Origin of the sequence: Pseudocitrobacter vendiensis (assembly GCF_943590815.1) — a bacterium.
GTDB lineage: Bacteria > Pseudomonadota > Gammaproteobacteria > Enterobacterales > Enterobacteriaceae > Pseudocitrobacter > Pseudocitrobacter vendiensis.
This window is the reverse complement of the sequence record NZ_CALSBS010000002.1, coordinates 216,359-242,697: the sequence shown is the minus strand read 5'-3', so window position 1 is coordinate 242,697 and position 26,339 is coordinate 216,359. Positions and strand designations below refer to the sequence as shown.

The following is a 26,339-nucleotide window of genomic DNA, read 5'->3' as shown; positions in this document are numbered from 1 at the left end:
CCACTGTGCCGGAGAATGCCTCCGGCACAATTATTTCTGCGTCAGTTGTCTTGGCCAAAAATACTGCACATTAAATTCATAACTATTATTATAAAGAATAGAATAGTCGAGAATTGTTTGGTGGATATCTACCGCCTGCGTCTCCATGCGTATGACCGGGTCTTTAACGCTAATATGTAATATCCGCGCCACATCCTGATTTGCCAGCTCGGTCGAGAACGTTTCAAACGATCCTGATAGGGTTATGCCACACACACGTTCAAAATAATCAAACTTTGATTTATTCATATCACTGATTGTTAGCTGGGGGAACCGCGTGACTGAAAGCCAGGTGTTTTCCAGCTGCATGGGGATATTGTCGATCAAGCGTATTCGTTTCACCTGATAAACCCACTCGCCGGCCGGAATCTTCAATTTTGCCGCGATGTCCTCCGTCGCAGGTAACGCTTCAAACTTCAATACCCGGCTGGTGGAGGGCTTACCGTGCAGGCGCGCGATTTCGCTAAACCCCATAGAGGTATTGACCTGCGGCACAAATTTCTTATAGCACACAAAGCTTCCCGCCCCTTTTCGCGTCTCAACCACACCTTCCGCAACCAGTTCCGCCAGCGCTTTGCGAATGGTATTGCGCGAGACATTCCAGCGCTGCGCCAGTTCATATTCAGGAGGTAACGGGTCGCCGATAGACATATTATTGCTGGTGATTAATTCCCGAATCGCATGAACGATATTTTTATAAATCATCTTTTGTTTAATCCATAAAGGAACAACTATAAGACATCTTAATTTAAATCATTTCAATTAGTTACTCTTTTTCAGGCTGAAATATATCGTAGATGTCCATCTTTTCCTTGAGAGTAGAACAGGTTGCCGTGATTAAAGATTGATGGGCTTAACACTTTCTCGCTTAAATAATCTCAAAAATATCGCTAACCCTGGCCAATTAAATATATTTACCATGAATAAATTTGAGAAAGCTTTTCAGAAACTTGATCCCATTATTGCCGCTCTGGGTCGTAGCCCCTGGCTGCAAACCATCTCTGTATCAATGGTTTCGACTATCGCGATTACACTAATCGGTTCGATCAGCGTGTTGCTTATCGTTTTCCCCATCGATAGCGTGCATCAATTCTTTATCGCGACAAAGATGCTCCCGGTTTTCAGCGGCATTGCCACCTGTACACTGGGTATACTGGCGCTATACGTCACCTTTTTTATGGCACGCCATCTGGTCAGTCATTATGACATCGACGTCGATGGTTCCATTTGCGGCATTGCCGCCATAATGGCCTTTTTGATTGTCACACCGCTGGCGGACGCAGAGGGAAATATCGCGTCCATTCCACTGACCTGGCTTGGTGTGCAAGGTGTTTTCTCGGGCATGCTGATAGGCCTCGGCGTCGGGCGGTTGTTCATCTTTGTGGTACAGCGCGGCTGGACGATAAAAATGCCGAAAGGCGTTCCCCCCATGATTAGCCGTGTCTTCCAGGGATTACTGCCGTTTCTGACCGTTGGTCTGGTGGCGCTGCTTATCCACCGCGCCTTTATGGACACGCCCTGGGGCAGTTTTCACCAGTGTATCTACACGCTGATTCAGCAGCCACTTAAAGGGCTGGGAGGAAGCCTGCTGGCGTTCCTGCTGGTGACGCTTATCATGCAAATCTTCTGGTTTTTGGGGATTCACGGCACCAATGTTGTTTTGCCGCTGGTTACCCCTATCTGGCTGGCCATGGACCTCGAAAACCTCGCTGCCTGGCAGAATGGTCAGGAGTTACCTAATGTCCTGGGCCTGGCATTCTTTAATATTGTCACCTGGGGCGGCCTGGCGCTGGGGCTGGTATTGCTAATGTGCCTGTCGCGCAGTAAACAATTTAAACAGGTCGGTCGTCTGGCGCTGACGCCTGCCCTCTTTGGCATTACCGAACCGGTTATCTTCGGAACGCCGCTGGTGATGAATTATCACCTGATGGTGCCGTTTATTACCAATAACGCGATTGCGATAACCCTTTCCTGGGCGCTGATCAAAATGGGGCTGGTCGCGAAGATTGTCGGCGCACAAACCATTTTCGGCCTGCCGTTGGGCTTCTTTGCCTCCATTGGCGGGGCGACTTCTATTATTCTGCTGCATCTGTTTTTACAGCTGATTCTCTCCCCGTTGCTGTGGTTCCCGTGGTTTAAGCTGGCGGAAAAAGAGGCGTTAAAACGTGAAACCGAGGAAACTCACTGATGAGCAGAATCACGACGCTTCTGGCGCAGATGACGCTGGAGGAGAAAGTCGGCCAACTGGTACAGCTTTCCGGTGAGTTTTTCGTCGATGAACCTCAACTTACCGTTGGCCCAAAAGCGAAGCTCGGCATCAGCCAGCAACAGGTTCAGTGCGCCGGTTCAGTATTGAACGTGTCTGGCGCGAAAAAGACGCGTCATATTCAGGAACAGCATCTGCAAAACAGCCGCCTGAAAATCCCGCTGCTGTTTATGGCGGATATCGTTTACGGCTATCGCACGGTTTTCCCCATTCCGCTGGCCCTGGGCTGTAGCTGGTCGCCCGCGCTGATCGAGCGTTGCTGTCAGGTGGCGGCAAAAGAAGCGGTCAGCGCAGGCAGTCATGTGACCTTCGCCCCCATGGCTGACCTGGTGCGCGATGCCCGCTGGGGCCGCTGTCTGGAGTCGACGGGCGAAGATCCGCTGCTTAACAGTCAGATAGTCCGCGCCTGTGTACGCGGCTTTCAGCATAAGCTGGAACACGGTGAGGGGCTGGCAGCCTGCGTGAAGCACTTCGCAGGGTATGGCGCGCCTGTCGCCGGGCGCGATTACAATACCGTCGAGCTGTCGCGGCAGTCGCTTTTCGATGATTATCTCCCGCCCTATCTTGCCGCGGTTCAGGCCGGATGCAAGCTGGTGATGACGGCATTCAATACACTCGACGGCATTCCCGCCACCGCCAACCGCTGGCTGCTCAACACCCTCCTGCGCGAGCGCTGGCATTTTGACGGCGTGACCATCGCTGACTATGCTGCCGTGAAGGAACTCATTCCTCACGGTGTGGCAGAGGATGAGCGCCATGCCAGCCAACTGGCCTTTAACGCCGGGCTCAATATCGACATGAAATCGCCCTGCTATGTCAATCATCTGCCCGCGCTGGTTAAAGCAGGTGTGATATCCGAAGACGCGCTGGATCAGGCCGTGACGCGCGTGCTGCAGCTTAAAGAAACGCTGGGATTGTTTGACGACCCATTTCGCGGCGCGTCGGAAGAAAAAGAACGGGCCTGGTTTTATCATCCGGATCACCTGGCGCTGGCGCGGGAAACCGCCGCCCGCAGTCTGGTGCTATTAAAAAACGATAATGCCCTGCTTCCGCTGAAACCGGGCACCAAAGTCGCCCTGATCGGCCCCTATGCCGATAACCCGGATATTATCGGCCTGTGGGCTGTTTACGGCGAAACATCCCACAGCGTCACCCTTAAACAGGCGCTGGATGACGTGGTCGCGCCGGGTGAACTGCTGACCACGCAAGGCTGCGATCTGCTGCTTAATTACGACTTTCTCGGTGAATTTGGCGCGACCACACAGGTTGATGCACAATCCTGCATGAGCGAAGAACAACGGCAAACTGAGCAGGCGCGCGCATTGCAGTACGCGCGTGAGGCTGACGTGGTGCTGCTGGCTATGGGTGAGCATATGATGCAGAGCGGTGAAGCCGCAAGCCGCACCGATATCCATCTGCCGCGTCATCAGGTGGAGTTTATCCAGGCGATCGCGCGGGCGGCGAAGAAAACGGTGCTGATTCTTTTCAACGGTCGCCCGCTGGTATTAAGTGATGTTGTGGGGCATGTCGATGCCGTTATCGAGGCGTGGTTTCCCGGCAGCGAAGGCGGGCACGCGCTTGCCGATGTGCTTTACGGCAAGCGCAATCCCGTCGGACGGCTGTCTATGAGCTTCCCCCGCGCAAACGGCCAGGTACCGATTTACTATAACGCGCTTTCGACCGGCAGGCCCGCCGGGAAATCCGATCACAGCCCACGCTTTATCTCAAAATACCTCGATTGCCCCACCACGCCGCTCTTCCCGTTTGGCTTCGGGCTCTCGTGGCATCGCGTTGAGCTCAGCGAATTAACCCTCGCCGCGCAATTTACCGCTGGCGAGACGCTGACGATAGGCCTAACGGTACGCAATCTGACGCAGCATACTGGTATCGAGACGATTCAGCTCTATTTACACGACTGTGTCGCCAGCGTCGCGCGTCCGGTAATGATGCTGAAGGATTTCCAGCAGATTGCCTTGAAGGGTTACGAAACGCGACGGGTGATTTTCGAAGTGAAAGAGGAGATGCTCGCGTTCTACAACGCGGAGGGCGAGCAGGTTATTGAACCCGGCAGATTCACTATTTTTGTCGGCACCAGCAGTGTAGACGTGCTGGAGGGGGAATTTATCTACATCGCAGAATGAAAAACGGGCACCCGGCAAACATCACCGGGTGCAAAGACTTACATTTTTTGCAGCAGTTGCTCGACGAACTCGGGCACCACTTCACTCGCCAGACCGTAGTACTTCTCTTCAAACTCGCTGCCTACCTGGCTCGGTTCGAGGTTGAGCTCGACGGTTTTCGCGCCGTGCAGTTTGGCTTCATGCACAAAACCTGCCGCCGGATAGACGTGGCCGGAGGTGCCGATGGCGATAAAAATATCGGCCATAGAGAGCGCCAGATAGATGTGGTCCATCTCAAACGGCATCTCACCAAACCAAACGATATGCGGGCGCAACGGCGCCGGGAATTGACAGCAGTGACATTTATCGTCCGGCGTCACATCGTCAGTCCAGTCCAGCACTTGTCCGCTCTGTGTGCAGCGCACTTTGAGCAGTTCACCGTGCATATGCAGCACATTTTTGCTGCCTGCACGCTCATGCAGGTTGTCGATATTCTGCGTCACCAGCATAAAATTATCGCCCAGCGCCTCTTCCAGCCTGGCCAGCGCGATATGCGCGGCATTCGGCTGGATTTCCGGCTGCTGAAGCTGTCTGCGGCGCGCATTATAAAATGCCTGAACCAGCGCCGGATCGCGCTGAAATCCTTCTGGTGTAGCGACATCTTCAACCCGATGCTCTTCCCACAGTCCATCAGCCGCGCGAAACGTACGAATACCTGATTCAGCCGAAATACCGGCGCCCGTTAGCACAAGAACTCTTGGTTTATCCATATGCTCTGGTATCACCCTGTCAGTGAAAAAAATCCGCTGGCGCAGACGCTGGCGCAGCTGACGTTTATTCCGACGAAAACGGCTCAATCGATGTAAGCGGCGCGACTGCATATCTACTCCATGTGTTAGTTTGTGAGATGAAGGAAGGCAGCGCCGCGCATTCCTCCCGCATCACCGTGTCGCGCGCGTTCTATGCGCGGTACGGCGGCGACGGGGAGTAAATGGCGCGGCAGGCGCTGCGCGAGCCCATCTGTGATAGCTGAAAAGTTTGATAACCCGCCACCGAGGACCACTAAATCAGGGTCCACGATAGTTAAAATATTGCCCAGGCACACCGCCAGAAGGTCCAGATAGCGCTCAACGTGTTCGCGCGCCTGCACGTCGCCCTGCTCCCACAATGCGACGATCTCCGGAGAGGTGCGTTGCTGGTGATAAAAATGTGTATAAAGCCAGGCGAATCCGCGCCCGGAAAGGTAATTTTCGATGCAGCCCAGTTGCCCGCAGCCGCAGCGCGTTAACGGAAAATCACGCCCCACCACCTCTAACGCATCCACCGGCAAGCGGATGTGACCGAACTCTCCGGTAATGTAACGATGGCCGGTAATCGATTTGCCGTTCTGTACAATGCCGCCACCGACGCCGGTGCCAAGAATTAAGCCCATCACCAACGGGTATTGGGTGAATTCATCATCCCACGCTTCTGAGATAGCGAAGCAGTTGGCGTCGTTATCGAGACGGACATCGCGCGCCAGTAAGCGGCTCAGGTCTGCGCGCAGCGGTTTACCCGTGGCGGCAGGCACGTTGGCCGCATACAGCGTACCGTCTTCGGTTTCCGGCATGCCTGGAATACCAATTCCCACCGTTCCCTGACAGTTGAAGCGCGCATCGGCTTGCGCCACCAGCCCGCAAACAGCGTCAAGAAACGCCTCATAACTCTCTTTCGGCGTGGCGACACGCGTCTCCCAGACTAGCTGTCGCGTCGTATCGAACACGCCGAGTGCAATTTTGCTGCCGCCAATATCAAATCCATAATGCATCATCGTAAATTCCTCTTACTGACGCGCACAGCGGCAAAACTGCACCGTCAGGACGTTAAATTACTGGCCACTGAGCACCCTCGCAGGGTCGATACGGCTGGCGCGGCGAGCCGGATACCAGCTCGCCAGCAAACTCAGCAACAGTGCGGTGACCAGCACATAAACGACATCCAGCCAGTGAAGTTCTGACGGCAGGAAGTCGATAAAATAGATATCGCCAGACAAAAATTTATGGCGAGTAACACCTTCAATCCACTTAATAATCGGCGTCAGATTCAGCGCACACAGCACGCCAATCACCACACCGAGCAGGCTACCTAACAGGCCAGCGAGTAAACCATACCACACGAAAATTGCGCGGATCAGCCCGTCTTTTGCGCCCAATGTGCGCAGTACCGCAATATCGCTACTTTTATCTTTCACCGCCATCACCAGTGTTGAGACGATGTTGAAGCAGGCCACGCCGATCACCAGCACCATCGCCAGATACATAATCGCGCGGATCATCTGGATATCGCGGTACATATAGCCGTAGGTGCCAATCCAGCTCTGAATAGTGACATAGCTGTTGGTCACTTCGCCTGCCGAACGGACCAGTTTGTTGGCGTTAAAGACGTCGTTTACTTTAATCGCGATGCCCGTGACACTGTCACCCATTTCCAGATACTGCTGCGCATCCTGCAATGGAATCATGGCAAAGCTATGATCGAGCTGGCCGCTAAGCTGCAAAATGCCGGAAACATGCAAACGAATGCGTTTGGGTTGCAGCAGCTTGTGTTCCGCATTGGCGTTCGGGATCATGATGGTTAGCCAGTCACCTTGCTTCACCTTCAGCGCATCCGCCACACCTTTGCCGATGATGATTTGCTGACCGCCCGCCTTAAAGTCGCTCCAGCTTTCGCCCTGCACAAATTTCGGCAACGCGCTTAAACGACTTTCCTGCGCAGGATCAACACCTTTCACCTGAATCGCGCGCATATTGCTGCCGCTTTCGACCAGCCCGGTGAAGGTGATGTAAGGTGCCGCAGCCGCGATACCGTTTACTTTTTCAACTTGCGGCAGAATGGTGCGCCAGTTGGTCCACGGCTGGTTTACCGCTTCAATTTGTCCGTGCGGCACCACGGCCAGCACGCGGTTGTTTAGCTCGCGTTCAAAACCGTTCATCGCGCTTAAGCCGAGGATCAACACCGCAACCCCCAGCGCGATACCGACGGTGGAAATCACGGAGATCAGCGACACCATGCCGCTGCGGCGACGCCCGCGGCTGAAGCGCAGGCCAATCAGAAGGGAGAGTGACGGGGCCATCAATCTGCTCCCATCAGGGAGAGTTGATCGGTAAGACGGCCATCGCGCATCTCAAGCTGGCGGCCCATGCGTTTCGCCAGTTGCAGGTCATGGGTGACAACCAGGAACGCGGTCCCCTGGGACTGGTTCAGTTCACCCAGCAGTTTAAAAATGCTGTCAGCGTTTTTGGCATCCAGGTTGCCGGTCGGTTCATCCGCCAGCACCAGACGCGGGTTGTTGACCAGCGCACGGGCAATCGCCACACGCTGGCGCTCGCCGCCAGAGAGTTCCGACGGGCGATGGCGGGCACGATGCCCAAGCCCGACGGCGTTCAGCATCTCTAACGCGCGCGCGTTGATTTCCGCTGGTTTCTTCTTGCCGATAAGCAGTGGCATTGCCACATTTTCTAACGCGCTGAAATCGGGCAGCAGGTGGTGGAACTGATAGATAAAGCCGAGTTTCTGGTTACGCAGTTCAGCCTTAGCCGCTGAAGAGAGCTTGCTCATCGGTTGACCACTAAAAATAACGTCGCCGGAGGTCGGCGTATCAAGCCCGCCCAGCAGGTGCAGCAGCGTACTTTTACCGGAGCCGGAGCTGCCGACAATCGCCATCATCTCGCCTTCGCCTACGTTAAAGCTCACATTGTGCAGCACGTCGGTTTGCACAGAGCCTTCCTGATAGCGTTTGCACAGGTTGTCGCATTGCAACAGGATCTTATTCATAACGTAAAGCCTCAGCGGGTTGAGTGGCGGCAGCGCGCCAGGAAGGATAAAGCGTAGAGAGTAACGCCAGCGCCATCGCCACCAGCGCAATCACGATAACCTGCATTGGATCGATGGCCACCGGCAGCGCCGCACCATCGAGGAACGCACCGATTACCGGCATTAAATTGTTAAGCTGGCTGGCGAGCAACACGCCCAGTACGGCGCCAAGCAGCGCACCAATCACGCCCGCGCTGGCGCCCTGAACCATAAAGACCATCAGAATTTGACGTGGCGTCAGCCCCTGGGTTTGCAGAATGGCGACTTCGCCCTGCTTCTCCATCACCATCAGCCCCAGCGAGGTGATGATATTGAAGGCTGCCACCGCGATGATCAGGCTTAGCAGCAGCCCCATCATGTTTTTCTCCATGCGCACGGCCTGGAACAGCTCACCTTTACGCTCGCGCCAGTCCTGCCATTTGGTGCCTTCCGGCAACGTTTGCTGGCTGAGAGTATCAACCTGTAATGGTTTATCGAGCCACAGACGCCAGCCGGTGATATTCCCCGCCGGATAGCGCATTAAGCGCGAGGCGTCCTGAATGTTGACCAGCATTTGATAACCATCGACTTCGCTGTTTGCGGCGAAGGTGCCGATGACATTAAACAGACGCTGGCTCGGAACACGGCCCATCGGCGTAAACTGGCTGGCCGACGGCACCATCACCCGCAGTTGGTCGCCGCGGTTAACACCCAGTTGCCCCGCCAGTTGTTCACCGAGAATGACATTATATTTACCCGCTTCCAGCGCACTCTGTTTGACGTTGACCAGATACGGCGTCAGCGGATCTTTCTGTGCGGGATCCACCCCCAGCATCACGCCAACCGAGACATTGCGCGCGCTTTGCAGCACGACATCACCTGTAGTGAGTGGCGCAACGCGCGTGACGCCTTGCAACTTGACGTCTTTCTCAGGCAACGTTTGAGGATTGAGGGAACCGTTTTCAGCGGTCAGGATGGCCTGAGGCATCAGCCCCAGAATGTTGTTTTGCAGCTCACGTTCAAAGCCGTTCATCACCGAAAGCACGGTAACCAGCGCCATTACGCCAAGGGTAATGCCGATTGTCGACAGCCAGGAAACAAAGCGACCGAAACGGTCCGCTGCGCGCCCACGCATATAACGCAGGCCAATGAATAGTGCGACAGGTTGATACATGTAATCCGTCTTTGCTGATAGCAGAGGCATGAGTATATAAGCGAAAGCAAAGAGCGTAAATGAGTGAAACAGTAAGTTTTCGTCATTGCCGGGTTAAAATATTCCTAAAAATCAAGCAAATGATTTCAGATTCGCAGATAAAACAGACGATTGATTTACGTAACAACGTGGAAAACGACGCCTGGTTGTTACCTGATCCTTTTCTGAAAATGGTCTGAATACAGACTGTTACCCATTACATCCCCTTTTACGGCCTTCAGGATAACGCCTTATTTTATGGCAACGAAGGCACAGGCGACATGCAACAAAAAACATTATGGATCAACCAGATAAAAGGGTTATGCATCTGCCTGGTGGTGGTGTATCACTCGGTGATAACCTTCTATCCGCATCTCTTTGCGTTCCAGCATCCCGGGTCAGAGACGCTCTCGAAATGCTGGATCTACTTTAATTTATACCTCGCCCCGTTCCGCATGCCGGTGTTTTTCTTTATCTCGGGCTTTCTTATTCAGCGTTATGTGGCCGAAGTACCGTGGAAAGGCTGCGTGGATAAACGCATCTGGCATATTGTCTATGTGCTGGCGCTGTGGGGGCTGCTGCAGTGGCTGGCACTGCGCCAGTTAAACGGCTGGCTGGCGCCTGAGCGTGACCTTGGTAATGCCGCCAACGCAGCCTACGCCGATAACCCCGGCGAGTTTTTGTATGGCATGCTCACCGCCAGCACCAGCCTGTGGTATCTCTACGCGCTGGTCGTCTATTTCGTGTTCTGCAAACTGTTTGCGCGCGCGAAGGCGCCGCTACTTGTCGCGTTAGCCGTCCTCAGCGTGGCAATCAACTACCTGCCGCTACCGTGGTGGGGCATGAACAGCGTGCTGCGTAACGTTATCTATTATGCGCTGGGCGCGTGGTACGGCACGGCGGTGATGACCTGGCTGACGACAGCGCTGCCGCGTAAGGCGTTTGTTCCGCTTCTGATTTTCGCACTTGCCGCCGTGGCGCTCTACTTCAAAGGCATTCCACTGCTGATGGCGCTGCTGTCGATTTTCGTCATCATGAAACTCTTCTGGCGAGCCAGTCAGGTTATTCCACCGAGCGAAAATAACTGGCTGAACGTTGTCGGTTCAAACACCATCGCCATCTACACCACGCACCGTATTCTGGTCGAAGGTGCAAGCCTGGTACTCATCAAACAGGTAAACGGGCATGCGCTCACGGCGACCAGCGAACTGGCGCTGCTGCTTGCTTACCCGCTGCTAAGCCTTTTCGTGTGCACACTGTTTGGTCTTTTAGTACGCCAGATTTCGCGCCGTCTGACGGACGACCTGCTGTTTAGCCCGCCAGCAAAACGTGCGCTGGCGACGTCCTGACCCCTCGCGCCAGGCTTCCGGGCCTGGCGTTTTCTCTCCTCGATTTTCCGCAGTTGCACTCCCGCCGCCATCACGGATAATAAGCGTAATAAATTGATATTTTTACCGTGTCACTTTGCGGTTTCTGGAGAACGTGCCCCGCTATGCCTGAACTAGCCCGTTACGCCCTACCCACCAAAGCTGGCGATCAGCGTCAACTGGGGGAACTGACCGGTGCGGCCTGCGCCACGCTGGTCGCGGAGATTTCCGAACGTCATGCCGGCCCGGTTATCCTGATTGCGCCGGATATGCAGAATGCCCTGCGGCTGCACGATGAAATCAGTCAGTTTACCGATAATCTGGTGATGAACCTTGCCGACTGGGAAACGCTGCCGTACGACAGTTTTTCTCCGCACCAGGATATTATATCGTCCCGTCTTTCAACGCTTTACCAGTTGCCGATGATGCAGCGCGGCGTGTTAATTGTGCCCGTAAGCACGCTGATGCAGCGCGTTTGCCCACACAGTTATCTGCACGGCCACGCGTTGATGATGAAAAAAGGCCAGCGTCTGTCACGCGATGCCCTGCGCGCGCAACTGGATAGCGCGGGTTATCGCCACGTGGATCAGGTCATGGAGCACGGCGAGTACGCCACGCGCGGCGCGCTGCTCGATCTCTTTCCGATGGGCAGTGAGCAGCCGTATCGTCTCGATTTCTTCGATGATGAAATTGACAGCCTGCGCGTGTTCGACCCGGACAGCCAGCGCACGCTGGAAGAAGTCGATTCCATTAATCTTCTGCCTGCACACGAATTCCCGACGGATAAAACCGCCATCGAGCTGTTCCGCAGCCAATGGCGCGATAAGTTCGATGTAAAACGCGACGCCGAGCATATCTATCAACAGGTGAGTAAAGGTACGCTGCCAGCGGGGATCGAGTACTGGCAGCCGCTGTTCTTTAGCGAACCATTGCCGCCGCTGTTCAGCTATTTCCCGGACAATACGCTGCTGGTGAACACCGGCGATCTCGACGCCAGCGCTACCCGTTTCCAGGCCGATGCACAGGCGCGATTCGAGAATCGCGGCGTTGACCCGATGCGCCCGTTGCTTGAGCCGGAACTGCTGTGGCTACGCCCGGACGAGCTTAACAGCGAACTGAAAAAATGGCCGCGCATTCAGCTCAAAACAGAGCATCTGGCAGAGAAAGCCGCCAATACCAACCTGGGCTATCAGCCGCTACCCGAGCTGGCCATTCAGGCGCAAAACAAAGCGCCGCTGGATAACCTGCGCCGCTTCCTGGAATCGTTTACCGGCCCGGTGATTTTCTCCGTAGAGAGTGAAGGCCGTCGTGAAGCGTTAGGCGAGCTGCTGGCGCGCATAAAGCTGTCGCCAAAACGCATTTTGCGGCTGGATGAAGCGACGGATGCCGGGCGCTATCTGATGATTGGCGCGGCGGAGCACGGGTTTATCGACACGCAAAATAACCGGGCGCTGATTTGCGAAAGCGACTTGCTGGGCGAGCGCGTGGCACGACGTCGCCAGGACTCCCGCCGCACCATTAATCCGGATACCCTGATCCGCAACCTGGCCGAGCTGCATATCGGCCAGCCGGTGGTACACCTGGAACATGGGGTTGGGCGCTATGCGGGAATGACCACGCTGGAGGCCGGCGGCATCAAAGGCGAATACCTGATGCTGACCTACGCCAACGAGGCCAAACTGTATGTGCCGGTCTCCTCACTGCATCTGATTAGCCGCTACGCAGGCGGTGCCGAAGAAAACGCGCCGCTGCATAAACTGGGCGGCGATGCCTGGGCGCGCGCCCGGCAAAAAGCCTCTGAGAAAGTGCGTGATGTCGCGGCCGAATTGCTTGATATTTATGCTCAGCGCGCAGCGAAAGAAGGCTTTGCCTTTAAACACGATCGTGAACAGTATCAGCTATTCTGCGATAGCTTCCCGTTCGAAACCACGCCGGATCAGGCGCAGGCCATTAATGCTGTGTTAAGTGACATGTGCCAGCCTCTGGCGATGGACCGTCTGGTGTGCGGCGACGTGGGCTTCGGTAAAACCGAAGTGGCGATGCGCGCCGCATTCCTGGCCGTCGAAAACAACAAACAGGTGGCCGTGCTGGTGCCGACTACCCTGCTGGCGCAACAGCACTACGATAACTTCCGCGACCGTTTTGCCAACTGGCCGGTGCGCATTGAAATGCTCTCCCGCTTCCGCAGCGCCAAAGAGCAGGCACAAATTCTGGAACAGGTGGCGGAAGGCAAAATCGACATTCTGATCGGCACCCACAAGCTGCTGCAAAACGATGTGAAGCTGAAGGATTTAGGTTTGCTGATCGTTGATGAAGAGCACCGCTTCGGTGTTCGCCACAAGGAACGCATTAAAGCGATGCGCGCCGATGTGGATATCCTGACACTCACCGCCACGCCAATCCCGCGTACGCTGAATATGGCGATGAGCGGCATGCGTGATTTGTCAATTATTGCCACGCCGCCGGCGCGTCGTCTGGCGGTCAAAACCTTCGTGCGTGAATACGATAATCTGGTGGTTCGTGAAGCCATTCTGCGTGAAATTCTGCGTGGTGGTCAGGTCTATTATCTGTTCAATGATGTCGAAAACATCCAGAAAACAGCGGATAAACTGGCCGAACTGGTGCCGGAGGCGCGCATCGCGATAGGCCATGGTCAGATGCGCGAACGCGAACTGGAACACGTGATGAACGATTTCCATCACCAGCGATTCAACGTGCTGGTCTGTACGACCATCATCGAGACCGGCATCGACATTCCGACCGCCAATACCATCATTATTGAACGGGCGGATCACTTCGGTCTGGCGCAGCTGCACCAATTGCGTGGCCGTGTGGGGCGTTCACACCACCAGGCCTATGCGTGGCTGCTGACACCGCATCCAAAAGCGATGACCACCGATGCGCAGAAACGTCTGGAAGCCATTGCTTCGCTGGAAGATCTCGGCGCTGGCTTCGCGCTGGCGACCCACGACCTCGAAATTCGCGGCGCGGGTGAACTGCTTGGCGAAGATCAGAGTGGTTCGATGGAAACCATTGGCTTCTCGCTCTATATGGAACTTCTGGAAAACGCTGTCGATGCGTTGAAAGAAGGCCGTGAACCGTCGCTGGAAGATCTCACCAGCCAGCAAACGGAAGTGGAGCTGCGTATGCCGTCGCTGCTGCCGGACGATTTCATTCCCGACGTGAATACGCGTCTCTCCTTCTACAAGCGTATCGCCAGTGCGAAAAGCGAGAGCGAGCTGGATGAGATCAAAGTGGAATTGATTGACCGCTTTGGTCTGTTGCCCGATGCAGCGCGCACGCTGCTGGATATCGCGCGTCTGCGCCAACAGGCACAGAAACTGGGTATTCGTAAGCTGGAAGGCAACGAGAAAGGCGGCGTGATTGAGTTCGCGGAGAAAAACCATGTGAACCCAAGCTGGCTGATTAGTCTGTTGCAGAAACAGCCGCAGCACTATCGTCTGGACGGTCCGACACGGCTGAAGTTCTTCCAGGACCTGAGCGAGCGTCAAGCGCGTATGGACTGGGTGCGACAGTTTATGAGTCAGTTAGAAGAGAACGCCATCGCATAATGCTAAATGGCAGGCCTGATAAGCACAGCGCGTCAGGCACCTCAGGTTGCAAAAAGGGGAGCCATTCGGCTCCCCTTTTCTTCTCCCCAACGTCGCTCAACCGAGCTTAGTTATTGCGGATATAGTCATCCATTTCGGTTTTCAGGTTATCGGATTTAGTACCGAAAATCGCCTGAACGCCGGAACCCGCAACAACCACACCTGCCGCGCCCAGTTTCTTCAGCCCAGGCTGGTCAACTTTCGCGACGTCCGCCACGCTGACGCGCAGACGAGTGATGCAGGCATCAAGGTTGGTGATGTTTTCTTTACCGCCGAAAGCGGCTACCAGAGCCGGTGCCATTTCGCTGGTTGCGCCAGCTTTGCTGTCTTCGGTTGCATCTTCACGACCAGGCGTTTTCAGGTCCAGCGCTTTAATCAGCACGCGGAAGATGGTGTAGTAAACAATCGCATAGCAGATACCGACAATCGGGAACAGCCACAGTTTGCTGCTGTTACCAGACAGAACGATAAAGTCGATCAGACCGTGAGAGAACGACGTACCGTCACGCATACCCAGCAGGATACAGATCGGGAATGCCAGACCCGCCAGAATCGCGTGGATGATGTACAGGATCGGCGCAACGAACATGAAGGAGAACTCGATCGGCTCGGTAATACCGGTCAGGAACGAGGTCAGCGCCGCGGAGATCATGATACCGCCCACTTTTGCACGGTTTTCCGGTTTAGCAGAGTGCCAGATAGCAATCGCTGCAGCCGGCAGGCCGTACATTTTGAACAGGAAGCCACCGGACAGTTTGCCCGCGGTCGGGTCACCGGCCATGTAACGCGGGATATCACCGTGGAACACCTGGCCTGCTGCGTTGGTGAATTCACCAATCTGCATCTGGAAAGGCACGTTCCAGATATGGTGTAGACCGAACGGTACCAGGCAGCGCTCGATGAAGCCGTAGATACCAAACGCCACAACCGGGTTCTGGTAAGCAGCCCACTGAGAGAAGGTCTGGATAGCGGTACCAATCGGCGGCCAAATGAAGGACAGCACGATGCCCATAAAGATTGCGGTCAGACCAGAAATGATCGGAACGAAACGTTTACCGGCGAAGAAGCCCAGATACTCAGGCAGCTTGATACGGTAGAAGCGGTTGAACATGTACGCGGCGATCGCACCGGCGATAATACCGCCGAGAACACCGGTATCCGCCAGGTGCTTCGCGGCGATTTCTTCAGCCGGGAGATGCAGGACCAGCGGCGCAACCACAGCCATGGTTTTCACCATGATGCCGTAGGCGACAACGGAAGCCAGAGCGGAAACACCGTCGTTATTGGTGAAGCCCAGAGCAACACCGATAGCGAAGATGAGCGGCATGTTGGCAAAAACGGAACCGCCCGCTTCCGCCATAACATGGGAAACGACGGCTGGCAGCCAGCTGAAGTTTGCAGAACCGACGCCCAGCAGGATACCTGCGATAGGCAGTACGGATACTGGCAACATCAGTGATTTACCGACCTTTTGCAGGTTAGCAAATGCATTCTTAAACATAATTGAGAGTGCTCCTGAGTATTTGTGCTTTTACACACCACCTTTCGGGCTACGTCTGCGTTAGCGGCAGTTACGGTGCCAGCTGACGCAACAAGAATGATGTTGTGTATTTTTTCTACGTTTTCACGCATTAACGAGGGGGGAGTAACCTCGTCGTGTAACGGGCATCTAAGCGCCCTTTATTTATTACACAGAGTAAAATAAATACCCTGAACTTTGTTTGACGGCTATCACGTTTCAATGAGCGACAGATGAAATACTTATGTAACTTTACATAACTGATTGCCAAATGTTACAAAAACTCCATCCACCGCCATTTTAATGGCGGTGAACTTTACTCGCTTTGATTATTAATTACGAGCTTTAAAATAAGCTGAGAAATCAGGGAAGTTGCAGGCGGGCGGGGTCAATATGGAAGAGACTGGCGAAGTTTTGTGTCGTCTGCTGCGCCAGTTCTTCAACAGTAACGCCCTTCAGAACGGCCATATACTCTGCAACATCACGCGTCATCGCGGGCTGATTCTCTTTACCGCGATGCGGTACCGGCGCCAGATACGGCGAATCCGTTTCAACCAGCAAACGATCCAACGGCACGTAACGCGCGGCATCACGCAGTTGCTCAGCGTTACGGAAGGTCACAATCCCCGAGAAAGAGATATAGAACCCCATATCCAGCAACTTACCTGCGGTTTCTCTGTCTTCTGTGAAACAGTGTAGTACGCCACCGCAATCCGTCACCTTTTCTTCGCGAAGAATCGCCAGCGTATCAACACGTGCTTCGCGCGTATGAACGATAACCGGTTTGTTCAGTTCGCGACCAATCTGGATATGCTGGCGGAAGGAGATCTGCTGACGGGGTTTTGTTTCCGGTGTGTAATAGTAGTCGAGCCCGGTTTCGCCCATGGCGACCACACCCTCTTCTGCCGCCAGACGGCGCAGCTCTTCTACATCGTATTCTTCATCCTGGTTCAGGGGATGTACGCCGCAGGAGAAAACTACGCCAGGCCGCTGACCGACCAGATCGCGCATGCCACGATAACCGGGCAAGGTAGTGGCCACAGCCAGACAAAATTTCACATCGCGTGCGGCGGCTTTGGCCAGCACGTCATCTACATCTTTATGCAGGTTTTCATAATCGAGGCCATCAAGATGGCAGTGCGAGTCGACTAAAAACATAATGTCTCTCTTAGAGATGCGATACCGGCAGTACCGCACCAGGTTGCAAGTAATGTTCCCAGCGCAGAAGGCGCTCGGTGAGGATCAATTCACGGTTCAGCCCCGTCACGTTCAGCAACTGTTCGCGACAGGAACAGATATCCGCCACGATAGCCTGGAGTCGCGCTGACGTTATCGCATGGGCGATCTGCTGCACCAACGCGCCATAATCGACGTTCACAATCGCGCTGATACCCTGCTGCTGTTTGAGCGCATCAAGCAGCAGCGATGCCAGCCAGTGCAAACGCTGGGCCACCGTTTCATGATTCAGTAACGGCAGCAACACCAGCCAGTCACCGCTGCTAAGGGTAGCAGAGAGCCCCTGACACAGTTTTGCCCGGGATGCCCAGATCTCTTCCTGAAGCAGCGTTTGCGCCGCCGCAGGCGCGCTGGCGCTGAGGCGGAGCGCTGCCAGCAATTCATTTTGTGACATTGTCACTTCTCGTTCCAGCCAGGCTAAACCGTACTGTTCAGACGGCGGTGCGAGATGAAAAAGACGACAACGGCTGCGTAAGGTTGCCAGCAGACGCGCGGGATCTTCACAGGCGAGGAAGAACCAGGTATTTTTCGGCGGCTCTTCCAGCGTTTTCAACAACGCATTGGCGGCGGCTTCTGTGAGGATCGCCGCATCGGCAATCCACACCACTTTCGCGCCGCCCAGTCGGGCATGCTCGTACAGCTTCTCACTGACCTCACGCACCGCATCAATACCCAGCGTGCTCTTGCCCTTTTCTGGCGCAAGCGCGTAATAGTCCGGATGCGTACCGGCCTGCATCAACTGGCAGCTATGGCATTTCCCGCAGCTTTTATGGCCATCAGGTTGCTGGCACATCAGATAGCGCGTCAACGCATAGACCAGCGCTTCCTCGCCCATACCAACGCGCGCCTGCACCAGCAGCGCATGATGGCCTCGACCGGCCTGATAGCTGGTAATCAGCTGTTCAAAAGCGGGACGTAGCCACGGATACCATTTCATGCCTGCTGCTCCGCAACCCAGTCGATAACCGTCTGGCGGATGTCGCTCATGACCTGCTGCAATGGTTGCGTCGCATCGATAGTGCGAATGCTATCATCTGCCGCCGCCAGCTCAAGATAGCGCGCCCGGGTACGATTGAAGAAGTTCAGCGACTCCTGCTCAATACGGTCAAGGTCGCCACGGGCTCGGGCGCGTTTCAGGCCCACTTCCGGCGTAACATCCAGATAGAGCGTCAGGTTCGGTCGAAAATCGCCCAGCACCGCATTGCGCAGCGTCGCCAGCATGTGTTGATCAATACCGCGTCCGCCGCCCTGATACGCCTGGGTGGAGAGATCGTGGCGATCGCCAATTACCCACTCCCCCTTCGCCAGCGCCGGTTTAATGACCGTCTCCACCAATTGTACGCGCGCGGCGTAAAACATTAAGACTTCGGCTTTATCGGTGATCACTTCATCACCGACAGATTTGATATCCAGCACCAGGCTACGCAGTTTTTCAGCAAGGACGGTCCCGCCCGGCTCACGGGTAAAAACCAGATCCGTGATGCCCAGTTCTTGCAAGGTTTTTACCACTACATCGCGTGCGGTGGTTTTCCCTGCGCCTTCCAGACCTTCGATGACGATATAGTTACTGCGCATTTTTTTCCTTAAGGGCTTTTAGATAGTCCTGCACTGAGCGGTTATGGCTGACCAGATTAGTATTGAAAGTGTGGCCGCCTTTGCCGTCAGCAACAAAATAGAGATACGGCGTTTTGGCCGGATGCGCCGCTGCTTTCAACGACGCTTCCCCAGGTGCCGCGATCGGCCCCGGCGGCATGCCGGCAATGACATAGGTGTTGTAAGCCGTCGGCGTTTCCAGATCTTTACGCGTCAATTTACCATTATAACCCTCACCCATCCCGTAAATCACGGTCGGGTCGGTTTGCAGACGCATACCAATACGCAGGCGATTGATAAAAACAGACGCCACACGATCGCGCTCTTCAGCGACGGCCGTCTCTTTCTCGATAATCGATGCCATGGTCACCAGTTCATTCTGGTCTTTATACGGTAGCCCTTCCATACGCCCTTCCCAGACCTTATCGACCTCGGTCACCATTTTCTGGTGCGCACGTTTGAGAATCGCCACATCACTGGTATTGGCGGTGTACATCCAGGTATCGGGCCATAACCAGCCCTCCACCCAATCCGGATGCTCCAGCTCAAGCACCTTTGCGACGGTTTCGTAACTGTCGTCCGCCAGCGTATGCTTCACATACGGCGCATCGCGCAGCTGACGCAGATAATCGCTCACCCGCATACCTTCAACAAAGCGCAGCGGGAACTGCGCCTCTTTGCCGCTCTCGAGCAATTGCAGCATTTCGCGTACGGTCATCGATGGCGTAAAGCGATAGGTCCCGGCTTTGAAGTGAGAAAGCTCCGGCTCAAGCCGTAGCAGCCACTGAAACACGCGCGGACGTTTAATGATTTTTTCGCCGTAAAGCTGTTGGCCCAGCGCCAGTCGGCCTGTTCCAGCTTTGAGGGAGAAAATGGTCTCTTCTTTAATTAACAGCGTGCTGTTCGCCAGTTGACGAACTTTCCACGCGCCAATGCCCGCAGCGATAGCCATCACTACCAGCAGTATCAAAATAACGCCTAACAATTTCTTCATGCTAATCAGACAACTCACAAAATGGGGCTAAATATTGGTAAAGTTCGCGCGACGGCCAATCGAACCCGGCGTAGTGTTGCACCGGCACTAACGGCATCAACGCATTGCAGATTAACACTTCATCTGCATCGGCTAACGCTTCCGGCAGCGCGACCACCTCAATCAGCGTGTAAGGCGATGCGGCAAGCTGCGCAATAATATGCTGGCGCATGATCCCATTCACGCCCGCCTGATCAAGACGCGGTGTAAAAACATCCTGCCCCTTGCGCCAGAACAAGTTAGCCGCACAGCATTCCGTAACCCACCCTTCGCTGTCAAGAACCAGCGCCTCTTCAGCGTCCGTCTGCTCAAGATGAGAGCGGATCAACACCTGTTCCAGCCTGTTAAGGTGTTTCAGCCCGGCGAGATAGGGATTGCGCCCCAGACGTACCGGGCTGAATGCTAAGGTGATGCCTTCCTTGCGCCAGCGTGCGTAATGAGCAGGTGATGCGGACGTGGCAAGAATACGCGTAGCGGAGACACACGCCGCACCGCTGTAGCCTCTGCCGCCCGTGCCGCGGCTAATAATAACTTTCAGCACGCCCTGCTGTTGTTGGGCCGCCAGTTGGCACATTTCCTCTTGAAGGAGCGTCCAGTCATTGAAGGCGATGCTTAAACGCTGGCAGGCAAGCTGTAAGCGCGCGAGGTGGGCAGAGAGTAAAGATATGCGGCCCTGCTCGATGCGGGCCGTTGTAAAACAGCCATCGCCAAACTGGGTAGCCCTGTCGTTGACCGCGAGGGTGTCCTGTTCCAGGCCGTTAATCAAGAACATAAGGCGCTCCTTTTCGGTGGGCGGATAGTGTCGCAGGATGAGTAGTACAGGACAAGCAGAGAAAACTGAAGATAAAAAAAGACCCGCAAAGCGGGCCTTCTTAAACGGTCTTTCTGTCAGCGAGCGGGCCCGCCGTCAGCGTTAGATCTTTTTGAAGATCAACGAACCGTTGGTGCCGCCGAAGCCGAAGGAGTTACACAGGGTGTATTCCATTCCGCTTACCTGACGGGCTTCGTGAGGAACGAAGTCCAGATCGCAACCTTCATCCGGGTTATCCAGGTTGATGGTTGGCGGGACAGCCTGATCGCGCAGCGCGAGGATGGAGTAGATTGATTCTACCGCTCCCGCCGCACCTAAAAGGTGACCGGTCATGGATTTCGTGGAACTCACCATTACGCGGCTGGCAGCATCGCCGAAGACAGATTTCACAGCCTGCGCTTCCGCTTTATCGCCCGCCGGCGTCGATGTACCGTGTGCGTTAACGTAGCCAATCTGACCCGGTTCAAGCGCTGCATCACGCAGTGCATTGACCATCGCCAGCGCAGCACCTGCACCGTCTTCCGGCGGTGACGTCATATGGTAAGCATCGCTGCTCATACCAAAGCCGACAACTTCAGCGTAGATTTTCGCGCCGCGTTTCTTCGCATGCTCGTACTCTTCAAGTACCACCATACCTGCACCGTCACCCAGCACGAAGCCATCACGCTCTTTATCCCACGGACGGCTCGCCGCCTGCGGGTTTTCGTTATGAGTAGAAAGTGCACGCGCTGCGCCAAAGCCACCCACGCCGAGCGGCGTACTGGCTTTTTCTGCGCCACCCGCCACCATCACGTCGGCATCGCCATAAGCAATAATGCGAGCCGCATGGCCAATGTTATGTACGCCTGAAGTACAAGCCGTTGCGATAGAGATACTTGGCCCACGCAAACCAAACATGATGGTCAGATGACCGGCCACCATATTAACAATTGTGGATGGAACAAAGAACGGGCTGATCTTACGCGGTCCGCCTTTTACAAGCGAACTGTGGTTTTCTTCGATCAAGCCGAGACCACCGATACCGGAACCAATAGCGGCACCGATGCGGGTTGAGTTCTCTTCCGTCACTTCAAGGCCAGAATCCTGCATGGCCTGTACGCCAGCGACAATTCCATATTGAATGAAGGCATCCATCTTGCGCTGTTCTTTGCGCGAGATAATGTCATCACAGTTAAAATCCTTTACTAAGCCAGCAAATTTCGTTGCATAGGCGCTAGTATCGAAATGGTCGATCAGGCTGATGCCACTCTGACCGGCAAGGAGAGCTTTCCAGGTAGACTCTACGGTATTGCCGACAGGAGACAACATGCCCAGTCCGGTCACAACTACACGACGCTTAGACACGGTTGTCCTCCAGGGAGGGAATAAATAAGATTCGTTGGGAAAAAAAGATAAAACTCAGGCGGTCGAATGACCGCCTGGAGATGTTCACTTACGCCTGGTGGCCGTTGATGTAATCAATGGCAGCCTGAACGGTGGTGATTTTCTCAGCTTCTTCGTCCGGAATCTCAGTATCAAACTCTTCTTCCAGAGCCATTACCAGCTCAACGGTGTCAAGAGAATCTGCGCCCAGGTCTTCAACGAAGGAAGCGGAGTTCACAACTTCTTCCTGCTTAACGCCCAGCTGTTCGCCGATAATTTTCTTAACGCGTTCTTCGATAGTGCTCATACTCTTAAATTTCCTATCAAAACTCGCTTTCGCGATGGTTTTCGTAGTGTATAAAATGTTGAAAAATTTGCAACTAAATCCCGGCAGGTCTTACCACGATTTTACGTTATTTTGAGGCCATACCCCCCTATAACGCAAATCATTTTGCACTAATTATGCCCAGAACTACGTAGACTGCGCGCATCCTGAGCATTTTGTGCAAATCGCGGTCAGACCATGTACATCCCGCCGTTCACATGCAAAGTTTCACCCGTGATGTAAGCTGCTTCGTCGGATGCCAGGAATGCAACCGCGTTGGCGATTTCCTGTGCGCCGCCGAGGCGACCCGCAGGAACCTGCGCCAGGATACCCGCACGCTGGTCATCAGACAGCGCACGCGTCATGTCCGTTTCAATAAAGCCCGGAGCAACAACGTTCACCGTAATACCGCGAGACGCAATTTCACGCGCCAGCGACTTACTGAAACCGATCAGACCTGCTTTCGCCGCAGCGTAGTTAGCCTGACCAGCATTTCCCATGGTACCAACCACAGAACCGATAGTAATAATACGACCGTGACGCTTTTTCATCATAGCGCGCATTACTGCTTTTGACAGACGGAAAACTGATGAAAGATTGGTTTCGATGATATCGTCCCACTCATCGTCTTTCATGCGCATTAACAGGTTATCACGTGTAATCCCGGCATTATTGACCAGAATGTCCACTTCGCCAAATTCTGCGCGAATATTTTCCAGAACAGATTCGATAGATGCCGGGTCGGTCACATTCAACATCAGACCTTTACCGTTCGCACCCAGGTACTCGCTAATCGCCTGCGCGCCGTTTTCACTGGTCGCAGTGCCGATCACTTTCGCGCCGCGAGCGACGAGAGTTTCAGCGATTGCGCGGCCAATACCGCGGCTTGCACCTGTTACCAGGGCAATTTTTCCTTCAAAGCTCATGCGTTCCTCTTTTATTGCGCAAGTGCCGCTGACAGGGCTTCCGGCTCGTTAATCGCCGATGCTGTCAGGGTATCTACAATACGTTTCGTCAGGCCGGTAAGCACTTTGCCCGGACCAACTTCATACAGGTGCTCAACACCTTTCGCCGCCATCAGTTCCACGCTCTTCGTCCACTGAACCGGGCTATACAGCTGGCGGATCAGGGCATCACGAATCGCGTCCGGCGCGGTTTCACACTGCACATCCACGTTGTTAATTACCGGGATCTGCGGTGCGTTAAACGTAATTTTTGCCAGCTCGACGGCCAGTTTATCCGCGGCAGGCTTCATCAGTGCACAGTGAGACGGTACGCTGACCGGCAGTGGCAGCGCACGTTTTGCACCAGCGGCTTTACAGGCTGCGCCTGCACGTTCAACGGCTTCTTTGTGACCGGCGATAACCACCTGGCCCGGTGAGTTAAAGTTCACCGGAGAAACCACCTGCCCTTCGGCAGACTCTTCACAGGCTTTGGCAATAGACGCGTCGTCCAGCCCAATGATCGCGGACATGCCACCGGTACCTGCCGGAACAGCTTCCTGCATAAACTTGCCGCGCAGTTCAACCAGACGAACCGCATCAGCGAAATCAATGACGCCAGCGCAAACCAGCGCAGAATATTCACCCAGGCTATGACCGGCCATCAGAACCGGCGCTTTACCGCCCTGCTGCTGCCACAAACGGTACAGCGCAACGGATGCGGTCAACAGCGCAGGCTGTGTCTGCCAGGTTTTGTTCAGCTCTTCAGCCGGGCCCTGTTGGGTCAATGCCCACAGATCATAACCCAGTGCGTCAGACGCTTCACGGAAAGTCTCTTCAATAATTGGGTAAGTTGCCGCTAATTCAGACAACATCCCAACCGTTTGAGAACCCTGCCCAGGGAACACAAAAGCAAATTGCGTCATTTTTTTATCCTTATACTTAGAAACGAACCAGTGCAGAGCCCCAGGTGAACCCGCCACCAAAGGCTTCCAGCAGCACCAGCTGCCCGCGCTTAATACGACCATCGCGCACGGCTTCATCAAATGCGCACGGCACAGAGGCCGCAGAGGTATTGCCGTGACGGTCCAGCGTCACCACAACGTTATCCATTGACATGCCGAGTTTTCTCGCCGTCGCGCTGATGATACGCAGGTTGGCCTGATGCGGCACTAACCAGTCGAGTTCAGCACGGTCAAGATTGTTGGCCGCCAGCGTCTCTTCAACGATGTGTGCCAGTTCAGTGACCGCAACCTTGAACACTTCATTCCCGGCCATGGTCAGATAAATGGAATTTTCAGGATTAACGCGATCGGCGTTAGGAAGCGTTAGCAGGTCGCCATAGCTTCCGTCTGCGTGCAGATGGGTAGAGATGATGCCCTGTTCTTCGGACTGGCCAAGAACCACGGCGCCCGCACCGTCACCGAAAATAATGATCGTACCGCGATCCGTAGGATCACAGGTGCGCGCCAGCACATCGGAGCCTATCACCAGCGCATTTTTGACTGCACCGGATTTAACGTACTGGTCAGCTACGCTCAGGGCATAGGTGAAACCCGCACAGGCCGCAGCGACGTCAAACGCCGGGCAGCCTTTGATGCCTAACATGCTCTGAATTTGGCAGGCAGCGCTGGGGAAAGCGTGCGTTGCAGAGGTGGTAGCAACAACGATCAAGCCGATATCGTTTTTATCCACGCCCGCCATTTCCAGCGCGCGTTGAGCAGCTTCAAAGCCCATTGTTGCAACGGATTCATCCGGGCCTGCAATACGGCGTTCACGGATACCTGTGCGCGTGACAATCCACTCGTCAGTCGTATCCACCATTTTTTCCAGGTCGGCGTTTGTACGCACTTGCTTGGGCAGATAACTGCCGGTACCAATAATCTTCGTATACATGTACGCTCAATCTTATCCGGTAATATACCCATCAGCCTGGCACATCAGCACGTCGCTCGCTTACTTTGCGTCGCCATCCTGCGGCTTAAAACCAACCGGGTATAACAATTCCAGGCGAGCGGCAATCCGCTGAGGGACTTGTCGCTGCACCGCCTGCACTGCCTGTTCAATCGCCACGCAAAAAGCGCGTTGATTCGCCGCACCATGACTCTTAATCACCGTGCCGCGTAATCCTAACAGACAGGCACCATTATACTGGTCGGGGTTGAGGTGACTGAATCGCCGGGTCAGACTTTTTTGTAACCAACGTTTTAATAAAATCAGCCACCACGCCGTTTTTTTCCCCTCACCCTGCGATTTCAGCAGCGAGAGGAACATTCTGACAACCCCTTCCATGGTTTTTAGCGTGACGTTACCTGTAAACCCGTCACAAACCAAAACATCTGTTTTCCCCGTCAGCAATTCGTTCGCTTCCAGGTAGCCAATATAGTTCAGAGACGGCAATGTTTTTAGTCTCTGTGAAGCATCGCGAATGCTGTCCAGCCCTTTCGTCTCTTCTTCACCGATATTTAGCAGCGCCACGCGAGGGTTTTCAATGCCAACCACTTCTTCCGCGAGCACCGAGCCCATCACCGCAAACTGAACCAACATTGTGCTATCACAATCAACGTTAGCGCCCAGATCGAGCACCACCGTTTTTCCCTTCTGCTGATGCGGTAATACCGTCACCAGCGCCGGGCGCTCAATCCCCTGTAGCGGTTTGAGCAGTAATTTTGCCAACCCCATCAGCGCACCGGTATTTCCGGCGCTAACGCAGGCTTCGGCTCGCCCTTCTTTCACGAGTTCCAGCGCCACGCGCATCGATGTTCCGCGGCTGTTGCGGATAGCGTGCGACGGCCGTGCATCACTGGCAATAACTGACTGGGCAGGGATAATCTGCAGTCGAGAACGGGTCTCAAAATCAGCTTTGGCGAGTAATGGCGTAATGTCGTCGGGGTTACCGACCAGAAGAAGTGTGAGTTGCGAATAGGAATTCAGTGCCTGCAGTGCTGCAGGCACTGTCACGGTAGGGCCGAAATCTCCCCCCATGACATCTAACGCCAGGGTTAGATGTGTCAAGGTTATCGTCGCCGCTCGGTTTGGATGTTCCCTGTCGAAGCAGGGAACGCCTCACTAAGCTTCACCACGCTTTCGCGT

At 54.6% G+C, this 26,339-nt stretch carries 22 protein-coding genes; 4 read left to right on the top strand and 18 right to left on the bottom strand.

Annotated elements, in window-relative coordinates; all coding sequences use genetic code 11:
• Positions 1–30 precede the first annotated feature (30 nt).
• A complete protein-coding gene (locus NMC31_RS03500; protein WP_253896981.1) occupies positions 31–744 on the bottom strand; it encodes a GntR family transcriptional regulator in 714 nt (237 codons plus the stop codon).
• Between the two features lie 214 nt (positions 745–958).
• Between NMC31_RS03500 and NMC31_RS03495 the strand changes: the two genes are divergently transcribed.
• Together NMC31_RS03495 and bglX are read left to right on the top strand one after the other, a co-directional pair.
• Positions 959–2,227, top strand: a complete 1,269-nt coding sequence (locus NMC31_RS03495; RefSeq protein WP_253896980.1) for a PTS sugar transporter subunit IIC — start codon at positions 959–961, stop codon at positions 2,225–2,227.
• On the top strand, positions 2,227–4,446 hold the full coding sequence (bglX, locus tag NMC31_RS03490) for a beta-glucosidase BglX (protein ID WP_253896979.1): 2,220 nt from the start codon (positions 2,227–2,229) through the stop codon (positions 4,444–4,446). The genes NMC31_RS03495 and bglX overlap by 1 nt, the downstream gene beginning before the upstream one ends.
• Before the next feature lie 38 nt (positions 4,447–4,484).
• On the opposite strand, the gene cobB is transcribed toward bglX, so the two are convergent.
• Genes cobB through lolC form a run of 5 tightly spaced genes read right to left on the bottom strand, consistent with a single transcriptional unit; the run spans position 4,485 to position 9,430 of the window.
• Positions 4,485–5,306, bottom strand: a complete 822-nt coding sequence (gene cobB / locus NMC31_RS03485) for a Sir2 family NAD+-dependent deacetylase (RefSeq protein WP_149464716.1) — start codon at positions 5,304–5,306, stop codon at positions 4,485–4,487.
• A 14-nt stretch (positions 5,307–5,320) separates the two neighbouring features.
• Positions 5,321–6,232: an N-acetylglucosamine kinase gene (gene nagK / locus NMC31_RS03480; RefSeq protein WP_253897117.1), complete on the bottom strand. Its 912-nt coding sequence runs from the start codon at positions 6,230–6,232 to the stop codon at positions 5,321–5,323.
• A 60-nt stretch (positions 6,233–6,292) separates the two neighbouring features.
• Positions 6,293–7,537 (bottom strand): lipoprotein-releasing ABC transporter permease subunit LolE, encoded by a 1,245-nt coding sequence (gene lolE / locus NMC31_RS03475; RefSeq protein WP_253896978.1) that lies wholly within the window; start codon positions 7,535–7,537, stop codon positions 6,293–6,295.
• Positions 7,537–8,238, bottom strand: coding sequence for a lipoprotein-releasing ABC transporter ATP-binding protein LolD (gene lolD / locus NMC31_RS03470; RefSeq protein WP_253896977.1), 702 nt, complete (start codon positions 8,236–8,238; stop codon positions 7,537–7,539). Before lolD ends, lolE begins: the two co-directional genes overlap by 1 nt.
• Positions 8,231–9,430 carry a lipoprotein-releasing ABC transporter permease subunit LolC gene (gene lolC, locus NMC31_RS03465; protein ID WP_253896976.1) on the bottom strand — a complete coding sequence of 400 codons (1,200 nt, stop codon included), beginning with the start codon at positions 9,428–9,430 and terminating at the stop codon, positions 8,231–8,233. The genes lolD and lolC overlap by 8 nt, the downstream gene beginning before the upstream one ends.
• A gap of 299 nt (positions 9,431–9,729) precedes the next feature.
• Between lolC and NMC31_RS03460 the strand changes: the two genes are divergently transcribed.
• Entirely contained in the window at positions 9,730–10,797 is a 1,068-nt protein-coding gene (locus NMC31_RS03460) for an acyltransferase family protein (protein WP_253896975.1), read from the top strand.
• A gap of 143 nt (positions 10,798–10,940) precedes the next feature.
• On the top strand, positions 10,941–14,387 hold the full coding sequence (gene mfd, locus NMC31_RS03455) for a transcription-repair coupling factor (protein WP_253896974.1): 3,447 nt from the start codon (positions 10,941–10,943) through the stop codon (positions 14,385–14,387).
• Positions 14,388–14,493: 106 nt separating this feature from the next.
• On the opposite strand, the gene ptsG is transcribed toward mfd, so the two are convergent.
• The 12 genes from ptsG to plsX form a co-directional block, all read right to left on the bottom strand.
• Positions 14,494–15,927 (bottom strand): PTS glucose transporter subunit IIBC, encoded by a 1,434-nt coding sequence (gene ptsG / locus NMC31_RS03450; RefSeq protein ID WP_253896973.1) that lies wholly within the window; start codon positions 15,925–15,927, stop codon positions 14,494–14,496.
• A 381-nt stretch (positions 15,928–16,308) separates the two neighbouring features.
• Complete coding sequence (locus tag NMC31_RS03445) at positions 16,309–17,103, bottom strand: metal-dependent hydrolase (protein WP_253896972.1); 795 nt, start codon at positions 17,101–17,103, stop codon at positions 16,309–16,311.
• A gap of 10 nt (positions 17,104–17,113) precedes the next feature.
• Positions 17,114–18,118 (bottom strand): DNA polymerase III subunit delta', encoded by a 1,005-nt coding sequence (holB, locus tag NMC31_RS03440; protein ID WP_253896971.1) that lies wholly within the window; start codon positions 18,116–18,118, stop codon positions 17,114–17,116.
• Positions 18,115–18,756: a dTMP kinase gene (tmk, locus tag NMC31_RS03435; RefSeq protein WP_253896970.1), complete on the bottom strand. Its 642-nt coding sequence runs from the start codon at positions 18,754–18,756 to the stop codon at positions 18,115–18,117. The genes holB and tmk overlap by 4 nt, the downstream gene beginning before the upstream one ends.
• On the bottom strand, positions 18,746–19,768 hold the full coding sequence (yceG, locus tag NMC31_RS03430) for a cell division protein YceG (RefSeq protein ID WP_253896969.1): 1,023 nt from the start codon (positions 19,766–19,768) through the stop codon (positions 18,746–18,748). The genes tmk and yceG overlap by 11 nt, the downstream gene beginning before the upstream one ends.
• A 1-nt stretch (position 19,769) precedes the next feature.
• Complete coding sequence (gene pabC / locus NMC31_RS03425; protein ID WP_253896968.1) at positions 19,770–20,579, bottom strand: aminodeoxychorismate lyase; 810 nt, start codon at positions 20,577–20,579, stop codon at positions 19,770–19,772.
• Between the two features lie 141 nt (positions 20,580–20,720).
• Positions 20,721–21,962, bottom strand: a complete 1,242-nt coding sequence (gene fabF, locus NMC31_RS03420) for a beta-ketoacyl-ACP synthase II (RefSeq protein WP_253896967.1) — start codon at positions 21,960–21,962, stop codon at positions 20,721–20,723.
• 88 nt (positions 21,963–22,050) lie between these two features.
• Positions 22,051–22,287 carry an acyl carrier protein gene (acpP, locus tag NMC31_RS03415; RefSeq protein ID WP_003857954.1) on the bottom strand — a complete coding sequence of 79 codons (237 nt, stop codon included), beginning with the start codon at positions 22,285–22,287 and terminating at the stop codon, positions 22,051–22,053.
• A gap of 209 nt (positions 22,288–22,496) precedes the next feature.
• Positions 22,497–23,231 carry a 3-oxoacyl-ACP reductase FabG gene (gene fabG / locus NMC31_RS03410; RefSeq protein ID WP_149464703.1) on the bottom strand — a complete coding sequence of 245 codons (735 nt, stop codon included), beginning with the start codon at positions 23,229–23,231 and terminating at the stop codon, positions 22,497–22,499.
• A gap of 11 nt (positions 23,232–23,242) precedes the next feature.
• Complete coding sequence (fabD, locus tag NMC31_RS03405; RefSeq protein ID WP_149464702.1) at positions 23,243–24,172, bottom strand: ACP S-malonyltransferase; 930 nt, start codon at positions 24,170–24,172, stop codon at positions 23,243–23,245.
• A 16-nt stretch (positions 24,173–24,188) separates the two neighbouring features.
• Positions 24,189–25,142 (bottom strand): beta-ketoacyl-ACP synthase III, encoded by a 954-nt coding sequence (locus NMC31_RS03400; protein ID WP_253896966.1) that lies wholly within the window; start codon positions 25,140–25,142, stop codon positions 24,189–24,191.
• Between the two features lie 60 nt (positions 25,143–25,202).
• Positions 25,203–26,261: a phosphate acyltransferase PlsX gene (gene plsX, locus NMC31_RS03395; protein WP_253896965.1), complete on the bottom strand. Its 1,059-nt coding sequence runs from the start codon at positions 26,259–26,261 to the stop codon at positions 25,203–25,205.
• Between the last annotated feature and the right edge of the window lie 78 nt (positions 26,262–26,339).